The 16,658-nt window shown below is 68.1% G+C and carries 16 protein-coding genes; 10 read left to right on the top strand and 6 right to left on the bottom strand.

Annotated elements, in window-relative coordinates; genetic code table 11:
* From PHC73_RS04005 to PHC73_RS03995, 3 genes are all read right to left on the bottom strand, one after another.
* A partial coding sequence (locus PHC73_RS04005; protein ID WP_300124757.1) for an aldehyde dehydrogenase family protein occupies positions 1 to 879 on the bottom strand: 879 nt, incomplete at its 3' end.
* 95 nt (positions 880 to 974) lie between these two features.
* Entirely contained in the window at positions 975 to 1,631 is a 657-nt protein-coding gene (locus tag PHC73_RS04000) for a hypothetical protein (protein ID WP_300124755.1), read from the bottom strand.
* 10 nt (positions 1,632 to 1,641) lie between these two features.
* Positions 1,642 to 2,712, bottom strand: a complete 1,071-nt coding sequence (locus tag PHC73_RS03995; protein WP_300124752.1) for an LLM class flavin-dependent oxidoreductase — start codon at positions 2,710 to 2,712, stop codon at positions 1,642 to 1,644.
* 151 nt (positions 2,713 to 2,863) lie between these two features.
* On the opposite strand from PHC73_RS03995, the gene PHC73_RS03990 reads away from it, so the two are divergent.
* The 4 genes from PHC73_RS03990 (at position 2,864) to PHC73_RS03975 (ending at position 7,580) form a co-directional block, all read left to right on the top strand.
* Complete coding sequence (locus PHC73_RS03990; RefSeq protein ID WP_300124750.1) at positions 2,864 to 3,583, top strand: iron-containing redox enzyme family protein; 720 nt, start codon at positions 2,864 to 2,866, stop codon at positions 3,581 to 3,583.
* A gap of 31 nt (positions 3,584 to 3,614) precedes the next feature.
* Positions 3,615 to 4,805: an aromatic ring-hydroxylating dioxygenase subunit alpha gene (locus PHC73_RS03985; RefSeq protein WP_300124747.1), complete on the top strand. Its 1,191-nt coding sequence runs from the start codon at positions 3,615 to 3,617 to the stop codon at positions 4,803 to 4,805.
* A 199-nt stretch (positions 4,806 to 5,004) separates the two neighbouring features.
* Positions 5,005 to 6,480 (top strand): aldehyde dehydrogenase family protein, encoded by a 1,476-nt coding sequence (locus tag PHC73_RS03980; protein ID WP_300124745.1) that lies wholly within the window; start codon positions 5,005 to 5,007, stop codon positions 6,478 to 6,480.
* Entirely contained in the window at positions 6,477 to 7,580 is a 1,104-nt protein-coding gene (locus tag PHC73_RS03975) for a zinc-binding dehydrogenase (RefSeq protein WP_300124742.1), read from the top strand. The genes PHC73_RS03980 and PHC73_RS03975 overlap by 4 nt, the downstream gene beginning before the upstream one ends.
* Before the next feature lie 306 nt (positions 7,581 to 7,886).
* On the opposite strand, the gene PHC73_RS03970 is transcribed toward PHC73_RS03975, so the two are convergent.
* The gene (locus PHC73_RS03970) at positions 7,887 to 8,522 is read right to left on the bottom strand and encodes a thiol:disulfide interchange protein DsbA/DsbL (protein WP_300124740.1); all 636 of its coding nucleotides are present in this window, start codon (positions 8,520 to 8,522) and stop codon (positions 7,887 to 7,889) included.
* Between the two features lie 7 nt (positions 8,523 to 8,529).
* A complete protein-coding gene (locus tag PHC73_RS03965) occupies positions 8,530 to 9,135 on the bottom strand; it encodes a c-type cytochrome (protein WP_300124739.1) in 606 nt (201 codons plus the stop codon).
* Between the two features lie 172 nt (positions 9,136 to 9,307).
* Between PHC73_RS03965 and yihA the strand changes: the two genes are divergently transcribed.
* Positions 9,308 to 9,928, top strand: a complete 621-nt coding sequence (yihA, locus tag PHC73_RS03960) for a ribosome biogenesis GTP-binding protein YihA/YsxC (RefSeq protein ID WP_300124737.1) — start codon at positions 9,308 to 9,310, stop codon at positions 9,926 to 9,928.
* A 61-nt stretch (positions 9,929 to 9,989) separates the two neighbouring features.
* On the opposite strand, the gene PHC73_RS03955 is transcribed toward yihA, so the two are convergent.
* Positions 9,990 to 10,469, bottom strand: a complete 480-nt coding sequence (locus PHC73_RS03955; RefSeq protein WP_300124736.1) for a peroxiredoxin — start codon at positions 10,467 to 10,469, stop codon at positions 9,990 to 9,992.
* A gap of 95 nt (positions 10,470 to 10,564) precedes the next feature.
* On the opposite strand from PHC73_RS03955, the gene dapA reads away from it, so the two are divergent.
* The 5 genes from dapA to purL all read left to right on the top strand — a co-directional run.
* On the top strand, positions 10,565 to 11,440 hold the full coding sequence (dapA, locus tag PHC73_RS03950; RefSeq protein ID WP_300124735.1) for a 4-hydroxy-tetrahydrodipicolinate synthase: 876 nt from the start codon (positions 10,565 to 10,567) through the stop codon (positions 11,438 to 11,440).
* An 86-nt stretch (positions 11,441 to 11,526) separates the two neighbouring features.
* A complete protein-coding gene (gene bamC / locus PHC73_RS03945) occupies positions 11,527 to 12,120 on the top strand; it encodes an outer membrane protein assembly factor BamC (RefSeq protein ID WP_300124732.1) in 594 nt (197 codons plus the stop codon).
* 10 nt (positions 12,121 to 12,130) lie between these two features.
* A complete protein-coding gene (locus tag PHC73_RS03940) occupies positions 12,131 to 12,898 on the top strand; it encodes an MBL fold metallo-hydrolase (RefSeq protein ID WP_300124730.1) in 768 nt (255 codons plus the stop codon).
* 29 nt (positions 12,899 to 12,927) lie between these two features.
* Entirely contained in the window at positions 12,928 to 13,656 is a 729-nt protein-coding gene (gene purC, locus PHC73_RS03935) for a phosphoribosylaminoimidazolesuccinocarboxamide synthase (RefSeq protein WP_300124728.1), read from the top strand.
* 3 nt (positions 13,657 to 13,659) lie between these two features.
* Positions 13,660 to 16,658: phosphoribosylformylglycinamidine synthase (purL, locus tag PHC73_RS03930; protein WP_300124726.1), on the top strand; the 2,999-nt coding region annotated here is incomplete at its 3' end.

Genomic DNA, 16,658 nt, shown 5'->3' with positions numbered 1-16,658 from the left:
GTCTTCCACCAGCACGCGCGAGCCGGCCAGGCAGGTCTGCCCGGTGGCGGCGAAGATGCCGGCGATGACGCCCTTGACCGCCTGATCGAGGTCCGCGTCCGCGAACACGATGTTGGGCGATTTGCCGCCCAGTTCCAAGGTGGCCGGGATGAGCCGCTCGGCGGCGGCTTTGTAAACGCCCCGTCCACCGCCCTCGCCGCCGGTGAACGCCACCTTGGCGACCTGCGGATGCGCCACCAGCGGCGCGCCGACCTCGCCGCCCAAGCCCGTCACCACGTTGAACACACCCGGCGGAAAGCCGACCTGGTCGAAGATGCGGGCCAGCTCGATGCTGGACGCCGATGTGAACTCGGACGGCTTGAGCACCACCGTGTTGCCGGCGGCGAGTGCCGGCGCCAGCTTCCAGGTGGCCAGCATGAGCGGCGAGTTCCAGGGCGTGATGGCGGCGATCACGCCAAGCGGCTCCGGGCGCGTGTAGACGGTCAGGTCCGGCTTGTCGATGGGGATGAGGCGGCCTTCGAGGGTCTCGGCCAGGCCCGCGTAGTAGCGGTACCACGACGGCAGGTAGCGCGCCTGGCCGGTGGTTTCCGCGATCAGTTTGCCGTTGTCGCGGGTTTCGATCTGCGCCAGCTCGCTCGCGGCCCGTTCCAGACGATCGGCCAGCGCCCGCAGCAGCGCGGCGCGGTAGGCGGGTTTGCTGCGCCCCCAGCCGGATTCGAAGGCCCGCCGCGCCGCGACTACCGCGGCCTCGACGTCGGCCGCATCGCCACGGGCGATCTGCGCCCACGGTTCCAGCGTGTAGGGGTTTTCGGTAGCGAACCAGGCGCCGCTGGCGGGTTCGCGAAACTCGCCGCCGATGTAGAGGGGATAGCGCTGCATGCGTGGGCTCCAGGTCGGGTAGCCGCCGGCGCGAGGCGCACCCCATGCGGCGGGCGCACGCCCGCCCGGCCGTCGGCCGGGCGGGGTTGCCGGCTTTACTTGACGCGCGCGGTCATGGCCTCGCCGGGCGGCAGCGCGTTCAGGCCGGCTTCGCCGACCACCTCGAACTGACCCGTTGCGACGGCCTTCTTCTGGCCCCACGACCACTTGATGTGCACGCCGCAGGTGCGGTCGTAGCGGTTCTGGATGATGCTGGCCAGCGAATGGCAGCGCACGGCAAGCTCGATCGAGTCGTCGCTTTCCGGGTACAGCTCGTGGGCCACGCCGGGCGGCGAGCAGTCCACATCGCCGGGCCCCATCAGCACCTCGTCGATTTTGCGCAGGCGCACCTTGCCGGTGGCCGGGTCCACGCCGTCCTGGGTCCAGTGCACCAGGCGCAGGTTGCCCGCCACCTGCACGTTGATGGCCCAGCAGTCGCCGTGATCGTGCGGTTCGCGGTAGCCGATCTTGGACGAATGCACGCCCATGATGCCCAGGCCCGGGTCCTTCATGCTGCCGTACAGGTCGGGGTTGTCGGTCGTCGCGTCGCGCAGATAGGCCAGCACTTCGGGGTCGGCGACGGCTTTTTTCATCACATCGGCGAGTTGCTCCAGCACGCCGGGGCGGTGGGCGTCATCGCCGGCAATGCGCTGCATGTCATCGAACAGGGCCTGCAGCTTGGCCGGTCGGTTGGGCACGGTGGTGTCGGTCATGGTTGGAACCTCAGGCGAAGTGCGGCATGACCTGTTCGGCGAACAGGCGCATGGAGTTGCAGACCTTGTCGTGCGGCATGGCGCCGACGTTGGTCCACAGGATGATGTCGTCGAGCCCCACCTGTTCGCGCAGGAAGCCGATACGGTCCACCGCTTCCTGCGGGCTGCCGAAGATGGCCAGCTCCCGGCACACGAAGTCGTAGTTCAGATCCCGGGTCAACTCGCCGAGCTGCAGGTAGCCCTTGTAGCTTTCCGGGAACTGGGCGTGCTTTTCCTGCAGGCGGCCCATCATCTCGCCCATCATCACGCCGATGATGTCGTAGTAGCTCATCATGGCACGCTCGACGTCGCGGCGCGCGCGCGCGCCGTCAGTGTCGATGTACACCGGCAGCAGCACCGGCACACGATAGTGCGACTTGTCACGCCCGTATTTGGCAAGTGCGGCGTGGTAAGCGCCGATGGCCTGTTTGAGCTGCTCGACCGGGATCACCTGCGCCGGCAGGAACAGGTTGAAGCCGTACTCGGCAGCCAGATCGAAGGTGTCCGGGCTGAAAGCGGACACGAAGGTCGGCGGCGTCGGCTTCTGCACCGGTTTTGGCACCACCCGCACGCGGTCGATGGTGTGGAACTTGCCCTTGTAGCTGAACTCGTCCTCGGTCCAGGCCAGGCGGATGATGCCCAGGTTTTCCCGAAACAGCGCCTTGCTCTGTTCGATGTCAACGTTGAAGTGCTCGTAGATGCCGGTCATCGGGTGACCGCGGCCGATGCCGAAATCGACCCGGCCGTTGGACAGGATGTCCAGGGTGGCGATTTCTTCCGCCAGGCGCAGCGGGTGGTTGATGGGCAGTACCGAGATGCCGGTGCCCAGGCGGATGCGCCGGGTGATTTGGCTGGCCGCGGCGGCCAGCAGCAGCGGCGCTGGCAGGATGGAGTAGGCGCGCTGGAAGTGCAGCTCGGCCAGCCACAGGCAGTCGTAGCCCAGTTCGTCGGCCAGGCGGAACTGGTCGAGGTGTTCCTGGTACAGCGCCACATCGCTGCGGTCGGATGCGCCCTGCATTTCATAGAACAGGCCGAATTTCATCTGTCGTCTCCTTGACTGTTGCGCGGGATGGGCGTTCTTGACTTGACACGGTCACAGGGCGACCATGCCGGCTGACCGAACGTTTCGTGGGCGGGTATTCAAGCACCCGTCCGCGGGCGCCGTCTACAAGATCGTCACGAGGAGAAACATCATGCCCCATCAAGACATCGTCGATCGCATCGCAGCCCGCTGTGTGGCGTCTGCCAACACCTGGCCGTGGTTGACCGGCAAGCTCACCGTCGGCATGGCGCAGGCATGGATGATCCAGCACTCCATCCGCAACCGCCTGTTCAGCTCCAGCTACCGGCCGGCCTGGATGAGTCGCTGCCCGGATCAGGCGGTGGTGCGAAAGACCATCGCTCAGATGTTGGAAGAGCTGGTTTACGACGACAACCTGAAGGCGCCGCACACCAAAATCCTGTTCGAGATGGCGCGCAACCTCGGCCTCACCGACCAGCAGCTGCACGAGGCCAAGCCCAACGCCAAGACCGACATCTGGCACCAGGTCACCGAAAACCTCTGCCGCAACCGGCACTGGATCATCGGCTGGCTGGCGACCTCGCTCGAGGAATTCGTGCTGACCGCCATCGACCGCGAGACCAACATCAGCGCCGACAAGTGGCAGAAAGATCTCGGTCTCAGCGACGAGCAGCTGTTCTTCTTCCGCTACCACGAGAAGGCCGACCTCGAACACGCCGGCAAGCAGGTGTGGGCGCCCATCAAGCGCCACGTGACCACGCCGGAATTGGCGGCCGACGTGCTGGCCGGCCTCGACACCGCACTCGAAGCCTCGCGCATTTTCTACGAAGGGGTGATGGACCTGGCCGCCGAACTGGACGCCAAGGGCGCCCGGCTCCCGTCGGCCGCTTGATTCGCTCGCCAATATCGAAGGAGCCCCACGCATGAACGCCAACACCCAGTTCATCCAGGACCTGGTGGTTTTTCCGGCCAAGCCGAACGCCATCCCGAAGATGCTCTACGAGAGCGCCGAGATTTATCAGCTCGAGATGGAGCGCCTGTTCTACGGGCCGCACTGGCACCCGGTGGCTCACGTGGGGGAGATCCCGAACGCCGGCGACTACAAGACTTTCTACATCGGCGAGGTGCCGATCCTGATCACGCGCCAGGACAACGGTGAGGTCGGCGTGTTCCACAACGCCTGCACCCACCGCGGCACCCTGCTGGTGCCCGAGGTGCGCGGTTGTGCCACCGAGTTCCAGTGCCCCTACCATCGCTGGCTGTTCGACAACGGCGGCAACTTGCGCGGCGTACCCGGCGAGAACGACTTCCCGGAAGATTTCTGCAAGGCCGACTATGGCCTGCGCAAGGTGCGCTTCGAGGTGTTCGCGGGGCTGGTGTTCGCCACCCTGGACGACCACGCGGGTCCGCTCGCCGACCAGCTCGGCGAGATCGCCGAGCCGCTGCGTGCCTCGCTGGGTGGCGACGGGCGTCTGAAGCTGCTCGGCTACCAGAAGATCATGTACAACGCCAACTGGAAAACCTACCGCGACCAGGACGGCTACCACCCGCCGTTGTTGCACGCCGCTTTCAAGCTGCTGAACTGGCAGGGCGGCAAGGGCCAGTGCACGATCTCCGAGAACGGCAACATCGCGCTGGTGTCGCAGCTGGCCGCCGCGCGCAACAGCGATTTCCTCAAGGACCCGAGCCTGGTGCAATTCAAGGGCGTCGACCCGAGCCAGGGTTCGTACGTGGTGTGCCCGTCGCTGGTGTCGTTCGGCACCAAGCATCTCGATATGTTCAATTTCCGCTTCGGCATCCCGCGCGGGCCGTTCAAGACCGAGGTGCATTGGGCCTACTTTTGTCATGAGGACGACGACGAGGCGATGGTCCGCCATCGCCTGCGCCAATCGTCGAACCTGCTCGGGCCATCCGGGCTGGTCAGTTTGGAAGACGCGGCGGTGTTCTCGCGCATCCAAAGCGCGCTCAAGGCGGGGCCGAGCACCGCCTATTTCCTGAAGGGCGTGCGCAAGGACGCCGACCCGTACAAGTCCGGCCAGAACGACGAAATCGCCAACATCGTCTGGTGGGAGTGGTACCGCAAGCAGATGGGCTTCAGCCGCGCCGCGGCCTGAGGCTGGCTGAGGCGGGTGCTCTAACAGGCCGTTGATAAAGGCTTTCTGCCTTTTTTTAAGTCGGCTCGTCGCGGCACCGGTCCGCGACGGCCTCCGCCTATCAAGTACTTGACGTGCTTGATAGGCGAGCAAGCCAGCCCTGGCCTGCTAACGACCCCGGGTTCGGCCCGGGGTCTTCTTTTCAAGGAGGTAAAAACGCGTGAGCTACGACTTCGCGCCGCTGGTCAACAATACCTTTCCGAAGATCAGCGAGCGTTTTCCGGCGCTGAACCCTGCCACCGGCGAGATCATCGGCTCGGTGCCGGAGTGCGCCAGCCTGGTGGACGAGGCGGTGCGCGGCTCGCTGGCCGCCCAGCGCGAATGGGCCAAGGTGCCGCTGTTCCAGCGCGTCGCGCTGGTCGGCAAGCTGGCGGCGGTGCTGGAGCAGCACGGCGAGGAACTGGCCCGGCTCGACGTGCTCGACACCGGCAGCCCCATCCACGTGATGCGCGCCGACGTGCGCGCCTCGGTCGGCATGCTGCGCCATCAGATGGGCCTGGCGCCACAGGTGTTCGGCCGCTCCGGTGACCGCTTCACCGGCGACAACATCCACTTCACGCTGCCGCAGCCGTTTGGCGTGGTGGCGCGGTTTTGCGCCTTCAACCACCCGCTGATGTTCAGCATCATGCGCATCGCAGCGCCGCTGCTGATGGGCAACGCGCTGATCATCAAGCCGTCCGAGCACACCAGTCTGTCGACGCTGCGCATGGGCGAGATTCTCGCCCCGCACATTCCGCCGGGGCTGATCCAGGTGCTCACCGGCGGCCGGCCGGTCGGCGAGGCCATCGTCGGTCACAAGGACATCAAGCGCATCACGCTGACCGGCGGCAAAAACGCCGCGCTGGCCTTCTACCGCATCGCGGCCGAGTCCGGTTACATCAAGGACTTCACCTTCGAGCTCGGCGGCAAGAACCCGATGGTGATCTACCCCGACGCGGATGCCGAGCAGGCGTTCACGTCGGCCGTGCACGGCATGAACTTCTACCAGACCGCCGGCCAGAGCTGCGGCTCGACCAGCCGCATCTTCATCCACCGTTCCCTGTACGAGCAGGGCAAGGCCGCCATCAAGGCCGCCTGCGAGGCGATCCGCATCGGCGATCCCATGGACCCCGACACGCTGATGGCGGGCCTGTCGACGCCGCAGCAGTTCGAGAAGACCATGCATTACATCGATCTTTCCAAGCGCGAGGGCCTGCCGCTGCTGACCGGCGGGACGCGGCTCACCACGCCGCCGTTCGACAAGGGCTTCTACGTGCCGCCGACGGTGTTCTACGACGTCAGCCGCGAGCACACGCTGTTCCGCGAGGAGGTGTTCGGGCCGGTGTTGGCGCTGATCCCCTGGGACGACGAGGCGAAGATGCTGGAAGACATCAACGCCGTGGAATATGGCCTCACCGCGAGTGTGTGGACCTCCAGCCTCGACACCGCCATGGAGTTCGCGCGCCGGGTCGAATCCGGCACGGTGTGGATCAACGGCTCGTCCAAGCACTTTCCGGGCTTCGGCTTTGCCGGGCAGAAAAACTCCGGCCTCGGGCAGGAGGAGACGCTCGAGGAGCTGGTGTCGTTCACGCAGCTCAAGGCCGTGCATTATTTTGGCGCCGAAGGGCGCAAGAACGTGGAGATTCGCCTCATATGAAAGCCAAGGCGCTGGTGTTGACCGCCTACAAGGAACCGCTCGAAGTCCGCGAGTTCGACGTGCCGGAGCCGGAACCCGGCGCCATCGTGGTCAAGATCGACCGCGCCACGCTGTGTGGCACCGACCATCACGTGCACATGGGCCTGTTGCAGCCGGTGTCCAAGACGCCGGCGGTGCTGGGGCACGAGATGGTGGGCGTGATCGAGAAACTCGGCGCCGGGCGCGACACCGATGTGGCCGGCGCGCCGCTCGCCAAGGGCGACCGGGTGATCTGGGCCTACGCCTACTGCGGCAAGTGCTACTACTGCGTGGTGGTGCATCAGCCGACGCTGTGCAGCAACTTCACGCCCTACGGCTACGCCGACTGCAGCAAGCCGCCGCATCTTTTGGGCGGCTTCGCCCAGTACGCCTACATCCTGCCGAACTGCCACGTGGTGCGCGTGCCGGACGAGGTGCCGAGCCACTGGGCGTCATCGGCCAGCTGCGCGCTGCGCACCATCATGCACGCCACGGCGCGCGCCGGCGGCATTCGTCCGGCCGAAACGGTACTGGTGCAGGGCAGCGGGCCGGTGGGGCTGTACGGCGTGGCGGCGGCACGCGCCTTCGGCGCCCGGCGCGTGATCTGCTTCGGCGCGCCGGACGGGCGGCTCGAAGTCGCCACCGCGTTTGGCGCCGATGCCGTGTGCAACATCGAGAAAACCGATGTCAGGCAGCGCGCCGAGCTGGTGCGCAGCCTTACCGACGGCCGCGGCGCCGATCTGGTGTTCGAGTGCTCGGGCTCGCACCATGCGCTCGAGGAGGCCATCGCCGTCACGCGCATGGGTGGGCGCATCGTGGTCATCGGCGCCGGCGATCCGCAGCCGGCACAGGTGCCGGGCATGGCCTTCGTCATGAAGCAGATCAGCGTCCACGGCATCCGCTCGGCAGGCATCGAGTACTACCGCGAGGCGCTGGCGTTTCTGGCCGCGCAGAAGGACAGGTTCCCGTTCGAGCGGCTGTTCGGCGGCACTTACGGCCTGGCGGAGATTCCGACCGCCATGGAGCGCATGCACCGGCTGGAGGAGATCAAGCCGGTGGTGGATCCGTTCAGGAAGGGCTGAAAAATTCCGTCCATGGAATTTTTCAGCTCGCCGTCGCGCGGTACACGCCCGCGCGACGCTCCATGAATCAATGGCTTACGCCCTTGATTCATGCCGGGGCATCCTGCCCCGGAGGGAACCGCTGAATAAATCAGCGGTTCCTTCAAGCAATGAAATAAAGAAGGGGAGGGGAAGCATCCGGCTGCCATCGGCGAGGTGGCAGCCGTTTTTTGCTTCAGGGAGGGAAACCGCTGAATAAAACTCAGTGGCTCCTTGGTCGCTGCAATCCGGGTCACGCCCGCAGTGCGCCCCCCCCCGGCAGGACGATCAGCGCGTGCCGAGCGCCTTCAGTTCCCGGGCCACCAGCTGGTCGAGCGCGATGAACATGCCTTCTTCGCTGCCGGCGGTGGTGCCGTCGATGCGGTACTTGCCGTTGACGATGAACGTGGGTACGCCTTCCAGCCCGTAGGCGGCGGTCATGCGGTTGGCGCGGCCCACCTTGCTGTCGACATCGAAGGACGTGAAGGCTTCGTGGAATTTTTCCTTCGACACGCCCAGACCGGCAAAAAACTCGGCAAGACTCGCCTCGTCGCTGAGGTTTTTGTGGTCGCGGTGGATGGCATCGAACAGTGCCCGGTGCGCGTCGTCGCCCAGCTTGAGTTGCTGCATGGCGTAATAGGCGCGGCCGAGCACCGCCCAGCGCTGGTTGAACACGGCCGGAATGCGGATGAACTCCACCGTGGCCGGCTGGCGCTTGGCCCATTGCGCCACCCGCGGCTCGACCGCGTAGCAGTGCGGGCAGCCGTACCAGAAGAACTCGATCACCTCGACCTTGGCCGGGTTGCGCGTCGGCTGCGCCTGCGGCAATTCCGCCCACGGTTCGGCGTGGACGGCGCCGAACGTGGCCAGCAGCAGGACGAGCAGGCCAGTGAGCAGCGGCAGGCGCATGAACGGTGTCCGCATGGCGGCGTCAGTGCAGGCCGGACACGTAGTGCGACACGGCGTCGACTTCCGCCTTGCTCAGGCGCGCCGCGATGTCGCGCATGATGCCGTTGATGTCGGTGCTGCGCTCGCCGCTGGCGTACAGGCCGAGCTGTTTGGCGATGTATTCGGGATGCTGACCGCCGAGCGCGGGCCAGCCGGCTGGCCCATTGCCCTTGCCGTCGGGGCTGTGGCAGGCCATGCAGGCCGGCACACCGGTCTTGGCGTTGCCGGCCCGATAGACCAGCGCGCCGGCGGCGACCGCATCCTCCGGCACGCTGCCGAGCGTCACCTTCTGGCTGGCGAAGTAGGCGGCCAGGTCGGCGATGTCCTGGTCGCTCAGGTTGGCCGCCATCGGCGACATGACCGGGTCCTTGCGCTGGCCGTCGCGCAGGGCTTTCAGCTGTCGTTCGGTATAGCTGGCGTGCTGGCCGGCGATTTTCGGGTACATGCCCACGGCGCTGTTGCCATCGGTGCTGTGGCAGGCCTGGCAGGGGGCCGATTTTTGCTGGCCGGCCGCGGCATCGCCCGCCGCCTGTGCGCCGCCCGCCATTGCCAGGGCGACAGCCACCACGATCCACTTGCAGCCTTGCATCCGCAGACTCCCGATGTGCGTGTTGAATTGGTATGGGCTTTTGGATTTCGCCGCGCCGGCTCACGTAGGGCGGCGCAAACGGGGCGGTATTCTAGCAGCAGTCGATGTCCGCCCCTCGCCCGCCCCCATTGCCGCGATGCGGCTGGCGCTTTATCCAGGTTCCATGTCCAGCATGTCCGACTCGTTCCCCAACCCCTTGCAGGCCGCTCGCTTCTGGCGTGCCGCCGCGGCGCTTGCGCATCTGCCACCGGACGAAGGCGCCGAGGTGGCGTTTGCCGGCCGCTCGAACGCCGGCAAGTCCAGTGCGCTCAATACCTTGACCGGGCAGCGTGCGCTGGCGCGTGTCAGCAAGACGCCCGGTCGCACGCAGGAACTGCTGTTCTTCAGCATCGACGAGCGGCGCCGGCTGGTGGACTTGCCCGGTTACGGCTACGCGGCCGCCTCGGCCGCGCAGCGCCGGGACTGGGGTGAGGTCATTCCGGCCTATTTCGCCAGCCGGCGGTGTCTGCGCGGCCTGTTGCTGTTCATGGACGTGCGCCATTCCTTGCAGGTGGCGGACCGCCAGCTGCTGGAGGCCGCGGCGCGGTTGTCGTTGCCGGTACAGCCGGTGCTGACCAAGGCCGACAAGCTCGCCCGCGGCGCCTTACTGACGGCGATGCGCGAGGCGCAGGCGCGGCTGGCGGACATGGCGGTGGTGTTGCCGCCGCTGGCCCTGTCGAGCCTCAGCGGGGCCGGGGCGCAGGCGATCCGCGATCGCGTCTGGGATTGGCTGCAGCACGACGATGGCGGGTGAGGCATCGGCCGGCGCACGCCCGTTTCCCGGTGCTTGTGGGCATCCATGCAAGGGACGGGCATCAGGCGTTCGCGGTGAGCGTTTTGAGACGCTCGAGCACCGCGCGGGCGTGATCCTTGACCTTCACCTTGCGCCAGGCTTCGCGCAGCACGCCGTCTGCGTCGATCAGAAACGTGCTGCGCTCGATGCCGAGCACGGTCTTGCCGTACATGTTCTTTTCGCGGATCACGTCGTAGGCACGGCATACCGCGCCGTCCGCGTCCGACAGCAGGTCGAAGGTGAAGCCGTATTTGGCGCGAAAGCGCTCGTGGCTGGCCACGCTGTCGCGGCTGACGCCCAGGATGAGCGCGCCAAGCGCGGCGAATTCGCCCGCCAAGGCCTGGAAATCCAGGCCTTCCTGGGTGCAGCCAGGCGTGCTGTCCTTGGGATAGAAATACAGCACCACCGGGTGACCGCGCAGCGCGTGCAGGCTGATGGTGCGGTTGCCGGTCGCCGGCAGGCTGAAGTCGGGCGCCGCAGCGCCGATGATCGGTTCGGGCATGGGGTTTTCCGCGTGGCGGGAGGGGGTAGGGGCTTGGCTTGTCAGTCGGCGGGGCGGGTCAGTACCATACCGGGCTTTTACAGCCGGACTTTTGCATGATCCACGGCAGCATCGTCGCCTTGGTTACCCCGATGACTGCGTCCGGGGCGATAGATTATGCGGCCCTGGCGAGGCTGGTCGATTTTCATCTCGAGGCCGGCACGCACGGCATCGTGGCCGTCGGCACCACCGGCGAGTCGCCCACGCTCGACATGGATGAGCACATCGGGGTGATCGCCGAGGTGGTGCGGCGCGTGGACGGGCGTGTGCCGGTCATCGGCGGCACCGGCGCCAACTCCACCCACGAGGCCATCGAGCTCACGCGGGCGGCGGCCGACGCGGGCGTGGACGCCTGTCTGCTGGTGACGCCGTATTACAACAAGCCGCCCCAGGAAGGCCTGTACCGGCACTTCCGCGCCGTGGCCGAGGCGGTCGCCATCCCGCAGATTCTTTACAACGTCCCCGGTCGTACCGCCTGCGATCTGAAAACCGACACCGTGCTGCGCCTGGCCGAGATCCCGAACATCGTCGGGCTCAAAGACGCCACCGGCAGTCTGCAGCGCGGCATCGAGCTGCTCGAGCGCTGCCCGGCCGATTTCTGGCTGTTCAGCGGCGAGGATGCCCTGGCCGCCGAGCTGATGCTGCGCGGTTTTCGCGGCGTGATTTCGGTGACCGCCAACGTGGCGCCCAGGGCCATGGCGGCCATGTGCGAGGCCGCCCTGGCCCGTGACAGCGAGCAGGCCATGGCGCTCGACGCGCCGCTGCAGGCCCTGCACCGCGATTTGTTCGTCGAGGCCAACCCGATTCCGGTGAAATGGGCGCTGGCCGCGCTCGAGCTGATCGAGCCCGGCATTCGCCTGCCGCTGATCCCCTTGTCCGACGCCTATCACGACACCGTACGCGCGGCCATGCGCCAGGCGTCCGTCCTGTGATCCTGCGAGGCACCATGTCGTTTTCCGTGCGATTGCCGCGGACCCTGCTGCTGGGCCTCGCGGCGCCGATGTTGGGTGCTTGCGGAATGCTGTCCGGGGTGCTTGGCCACGACCCGCAGGAGCAGCAGTACCCGAAGGCGCAGGCCCTGCCGCCGCTGGAGGTGCCGCCGGACTTGACCGGCGCGGGCGGGTCTTCGGCCCTGGTGGTGCCCGGCGTGGACGACGGCAGCGCGCCGGCGGCTGCAGCCGGCGAGCGGGCCGCTGGTGCGGCGCCGCCGCCGGAGGTGTTGGCCGGCGACGCGGCGGCGGCGCAGCCTGCCGGCCCACGCATCGAACGCGGCGCCGATGGCGCGCCGCGCCTGGTGGTGCCGCTGGATTTCGGGCGTGCCTGGCGGACGGTTGGTAAGGCCATCGAGGCGGCCGAGATGAACGTCGACGACCGCGACCGGTCGCGCGGCCTGTACTTCGTCGACTACAAGCACAGCAAGCCGCGCGGGCGCCTGGCGCGCACGCTGATGTTCTGGGCCGGCAGCGAAACCACCGCCAAGGACCGCTTCCTGGTGCTGCTGCAGTCCGAAGGCGACCACACCAACGTGTTGGTGTTCGACGAGAAAGAAAAGCTGGTCACGGCGCCGATCGCCGAGGACATCCTGCGCAAGATTCAGCAGAACCTCGAATAAGCGGCGCCGCATGCGCTTCGCCACGCTGGGCAGCGGCAGTCGCGGCAATGCCACCGTGGTGCAGGCCGGCACCACCACGCTGCTGATCGATTGCGGGTTTGGTGTTTCAGAAACGCGCCGGCGCCTGGGGCGGCTCGGTCTGGACCTGTCGGACCTGACCGCCATCCTGCTCACGCACGAGCACGGCGATCACGTGGGTGGTGTGGGGCCGGTGGCGCGCGCCGGCCGCCTGCCGGTATGGGTCACGCCCGGCACGTTGGCGGCCTTGGCGGCACAGGTCGGCGCATTGCCGCAGACGTACACCATCAATTGTCACGCGCCGTGGTCGATCGGTGATCTGCACATCACCCCGTTTCCGGTGCCGCACGACGGGCGCGAAAGCTGCCAGTTCGTGTTGTCCGACGGCGCGCGGCGGTTTGCGGCGGTGACCGACCTCGGTCACACCACGGCACACATGCACAGCCTGCTCGGCGGCTGCGATGCTCTGCTGCTGGAGTGCAACCACGATCGCGAGCTGCTGCTCGGCGGGCCGTATCCGCCGGCGCTCAAGCGGCGCGTGGATGGCGATTTTGGCCATCTTTCCAATGAGGCGGCGGCGGCTTTCGTGGGGCGGCTCGACACCCGTCGCCTGCAGCATTTCGTGGCCGCCCATCTGAGCGAGCACAATAACCGCCCGGATCTGGCCCGCGCCGCGGTCGCCGGTGCCCTCGGCTGCAGCGCCGACTGGATCGCCGTCGCCGACCAGGACCACGGCCTCGACTGGCGCACGCTGGCCTGACCTTTTTCTCCCTGAAACGGAATCCGACCATGAGCTACCCGCACGGCGCCGAGCTGTATCGAGGCAAGGCCAAGACCGTTTACGCCACCGACGACGCGGACCTGCTGCTGATGCATTTTCGCGACGACACCTCGGCCTTCGATGGCGAGAAGAAGGCGGCACTCAAGCGCAAGGGCATGGTCAACAACCACATCAACGCGTTCATCATGACCCGCCTGGCGCAGGCCGGCGTGCCGACGCACTTCGTGCGCCTGGTCGGCCCGCAGGAGTGCCTGGTGCGCCGGCTCGACATGGTGCCGGTGGAATGCGTGGTGCGAAACGTGGCCGCCGGCAGCCTGGTGCGGCGCCTGGGCGTGACCGAAGGGCAGCTGCTCGACCCGCCGCTGTACGAGCTGTTCCTGAAAAACGACGCCCTGCACGACCCCATGATCAGCGAGGACCACGCGCTGGCCTTCGGCTGGGCGAGCGCGGCGGATCTCAAGCGCATGCGCGAGCTGAGCCTGAAGGTCAACGCGGTGCTGAAGCCGCTGTTCGCCGCGGCCGGCATCACGCTGGTGGACTACAAGCTCGAGTTCGGTCACCACGGTGGCGAGCTGCTGCTGGGTGACGAGTTCACGCCCGACGGCTGTCGGCTGTGGGACGCCGGCAGCGGCGAGCGCCTGGACAAGGACCGCTTCCGGCGGGACCTGGGCGGCGTGGTCGAAGCCTACGAGGAAGTCGCCCGGCGCCTGGGCGTGGACCTGCCGGAGGCGGGCTGAGCCATGGCACAGCCTGCGTTTCTGATTGGCGGGCCGGCGCTGGGCGAGTTTCGGCTCGCGCGCTTGCGTGAAGCGCTCGCGGCGCGCCTGCCGGCGCTGACTGGCGTGCAGGCGGATGCCGTGTATCTGGCCGACGTCGCGGCCGACGCCGATCTCGACCGTCTTGCCGCGCTGCTGCCGGCCAGGCCCGCTGCGCTCGCGCTCGCGCCCGGCGAGCTGCTGGTGCTGCCGCGTCCCGGCACACAGACGCCCTGGTCAAGCAAGGCCACCGACATCGCCGCCGTGTGCGGGCTGGCCGGCGTGCGGCGCGTGGAGCACGGCGTGCGCTATCGCCTCACGGTTGCCGACGGCGCGCCGGATGCCGCGCAGCTCGCCGCCGCGGCGCCGCTGCTGCACGACCGCATGACCGAGGTCGTCATCGCCGATGCCGCGCAGGCCGCGCGCCTGTTCGAGGCGCCGGCACCGGCGCCGTCGGTGGAGGTCGATCTGCGGGGCGGCGGGCGGGCGGCGCTCGAACGCGCCAACCGCGCCTGGGGCCTCGCACTGTCGGCCGACGAGCTCGATTACCTCGAGCGTTGGTTCGCGCGCCTCGGCCGCAACCCGACCGACGTCGAGCTCATGATGTTCGCGCAGGTCAACTCCGAGCACTGCCGGCACAAGATTTTCAACGCCGAGTGGTTCATCGACGGCGTGGCGCAGGAGCTGTCGCTGTTCGAGATGATCCGCCACACCCACCGCAAGAGCCCGCAAGGCACGCTGGTGGCCTACAAGGACAACGCCGCGGTGCTGGAAGGCCCGCCGGCGCGGCTGCTGGTGGTGGACGCCGACAGCCGCGAGTACCGGCCGCTGGCCACGCGAGCGCACATCCTGGCCAAGGTGGAGACGCACAACCACCCGACCGCGATTGCGCCGTTTCCGGGCGCCGCCACCGGCGCCGGCGGCGAGATTCGCGACGAGGCGGCCACCGGGCGCGGTGCCTTCAGCAAGGCGGGTCTCACCGGCTTTGCGGTGTCGAACCTCGAACTGCCCGAGCTGCCGCAGCCCTGGGAACGGCCCTATGGCCGCCCGGACCGCATCGCAAGCGCGCTCGACATCATGGTCGAGGGCCCGATCGGCGCCGCTGCCTTCAACAACGAATTCGGCCGCCCGAACCTGGCCGGTTTTTTCCGTACCTACGAGCAGACCGTCGGCGGGCGCGTGCGCGGCTATCACAAGCCGATCATGCTGGCCGGCGGCATGGGCAACATCGTGCCGCAGCAGGTGCACAAGGAGCTGCCGCCGGTGGGCGGTCTCGTGGTGCAGCTGGGCGGGCCCGGCATGCGCATCGGCATCGGCGGCGGCGCGGCGTCGTCGTTGGGCGCGGGCGACAACACGGCCGAGCTCGACTTCAACTCCGTGCAGCGTGGCAATCCCGAAATGCAGCGCCGCGCGCAGGAAGTGATCGACCGCTGCTGGCAGCTCGGCGCGGGCAATCCCATTGTGGCCATCCACGACGTGGGCGCCGGCGGGCTTTCCAACGCGGTGCCGGAAATCGTCGATGCCGACGGCCGCGGTGGCGTGTTCGATCTTCGCGCCGTGCCGAGCGCCGATCCCAGCCTGTCGCCGCTCGAGCTGTGGTGCAACGAGGCGCAGGAGCGCTACGTGCTGGTGATCCGCGCCGACCGGCGTGAGCAGTTCGCCGCCATCTGTGCGCGCGAGCGCTGCCCGTTCGCGATGCTGGGCACGGTCACGGACGACGGTCACCTGCGCCTGTACGACGGCGCCGCGCGTCGGCTGCTGGTGGATGTGGAGCTGCATTCCCTGCTCGGACAGGGCGCCGCGCCGCAATCCGGCGGCCACGATTGTCTGCCGCGCCTGCGGCGCGACGTGCGCACGCTGCCGCCAAGCCCGGTGCCGTTCGACCTCGACGCCGTGGACATCGCCGACGCCGCCCGGCGCGTGCTGCAACTGCCGGCGGTGGCCGACAAGCGGTTCCTCATCAGCATCGGCGACCGCACCGTCGGCGGGCGCACGGCGCGCGACCAGCTGGTCGGCCCCTGGCAGGTGGCGGTGGCCGACGTGGCGGTGACCGCGAGCGATTTCTATGGCTATACCGGCGAGGCGATGGCGATCGGCGAACGTCCGCCGGTGGCTGTGCTCGATGCCGTGGCCGCGGCGCGCCTGGCGGTGGCCGAGGCCATCACCAACATCGCCGCCGCCGACGTCGGCGAGCTGTCTGCCATCAAGCTGTCCGCCAACTGGATGGCGGCGGCCGGCGAGCCCGGCGAGGACGCGGCGCTGTACGCCGCCGTGCGCGCGGTGGGGATGGAGCTATGCCCGGAGCTGGGCATCGCCATCCCGGTCGGCAAGGACTCGCTGTCCATGAAGACCACCTGGCGCGACGCCGACGGCACCGACAAGGCCGTGGTGTCGCCGGTGTCGCTGGTGGTCAGCGCCTTCGCGCCGGTGGGCGACGTGCGCGCCACGCTGACGCCGCAGTTGCGGCTCGACGCCGGCGACAGCCGCCTGCTGCTGATCGATTTGGGTGCCGGACGCGGACGCCTAGGCGGCAGCGCGCTGGCGCAGGTGCTGTGCGCCACCGGCTCCACGCCGCCCGATCTCGACCACCCGGAATTGCTGGCGGGGCTGTTCCGCTTCGTGCGCGAGGCGGCTGGCCGGGGCTGGCTGCTGGCCTACCACGACCGCTCCGACGGCGGCCTGTGGGCGACGCTGTGCGAGATGGCTTTCGCCGGTCATAGCGGGCTGGACATCGATCTCGACCACGCCGGCGGCCACGCGCTGCGCGCGCTGTTCAACGAGGAAGTCGGCGCCGTGGTGCAGGTGCGCGCGGCGGATGTCGGCCAAGTGCAGGATCTGGCCGGCGCGTGCGGCATCCGCGACCCGCTGGTGGATATCGGCACGCCGCGCGCCGATGGCGACATCGTGGTGCGTCACGGCGGGCGGGTGCTGTTGCAGGCGCCGCGCATCGAACTGCACCGCCTATGGTCGGCGACCTCCCACGC

Origin of the sequence: Immundisolibacter sp. (assembly GCF_028696615.1) — a bacterium.
Taxonomy (GTDB): domain Bacteria; phylum Pseudomonadota; class Gammaproteobacteria; order Immundisolibacterales; family Immundisolibacteraceae; genus Immundisolibacter.
The sequence above is the reverse complement of the archived record's forward strand: the minus strand, read 5'-3'. Positions and strand labels throughout refer to the sequence as shown.

What these genes read in the sequence shown, in the direction of transcription:
- PHC73_RS03975 (WP_300124742.1), top strand. Translation starts at nt 6,477, where the DNA reads ATGAAAGCCAAGGCGCTGGTGTTGACCGCCTACAAGGAACCGCTCGAA.
- PHC73_RS03985 (WP_300124747.1), top strand. Translation starts at nt 3,615, where the DNA reads ATGAACGCCAACACCCAGTTCATCCAGGACCTGGTGGTTTTTCCGGCC.
- bamC (WP_300124732.1), top strand. Translation starts at nt 11,527, where the DNA reads ATGCTGTCCGGGGTGCTTGGCCACGACCCGCAGGAGCAGCAGTACCCG.
- PHC73_RS03990 (WP_300124750.1), top strand. Translation starts at nt 2,864, where the DNA reads ATGCCCCATCAAGACATCGTCGATCGCATCGCAGCCCGCTGTGTGGCG.
- PHC73_RS03965 (WP_300124739.1), bottom strand. Translation starts at nt 9,135, where the DNA reads ATGCAAGGCTGCAAGTGGATCGTGGTGGCTGTCGCCCTGGCAATGGCG.
- purC (WP_300124728.1), top strand. Translation starts at nt 12,928, where the DNA reads ATGAGCTACCCGCACGGCGCCGAGCTGTATCGAGGCAAGGCCAAGACC.
- PHC73_RS03970 (WP_300124740.1), bottom strand. Translation starts at nt 8,522, where the DNA reads ATGCGGACACCGTTCATGCGCCTGCCGCTGCTCACTGGCCTGCTCGTC.
- PHC73_RS03940 (WP_300124730.1), top strand. Translation starts at nt 12,131, where the DNA reads ATGCGCTTCGCCACGCTGGGCAGCGGCAGTCGCGGCAATGCCACCGTG.
- PHC73_RS03955 (WP_300124736.1), bottom strand. Translation starts at nt 10,469, where the DNA reads ATGCCCGAACCGATCATCGGCGCTGCGGCGCCCGACTTCAGCCTGCCG.
- PHC73_RS04000 (WP_300124755.1), bottom strand. Translation starts at nt 1,631, where the DNA reads ATGACCGACACCACCGTGCCCAACCGACCGGCCAAGCTGCAGGCCCTG.
- dapA (WP_300124735.1), top strand. Translation starts at nt 10,565, where the DNA reads ATGATCCACGGCAGCATCGTCGCCTTGGTTACCCCGATGACTGCGTCC.
- PHC73_RS03995 (WP_300124752.1), bottom strand. Translation starts at nt 2,712, where the DNA reads ATGAAATTCGGCCTGTTCTATGAAATGCAGGGCGCATCCGACCGCAGC.
- yihA (WP_300124737.1), top strand. Translation starts at nt 9,308, where the DNA reads ATGTCCGACTCGTTCCCCAACCCCTTGCAGGCCGCTCGCTTCTGGCGT.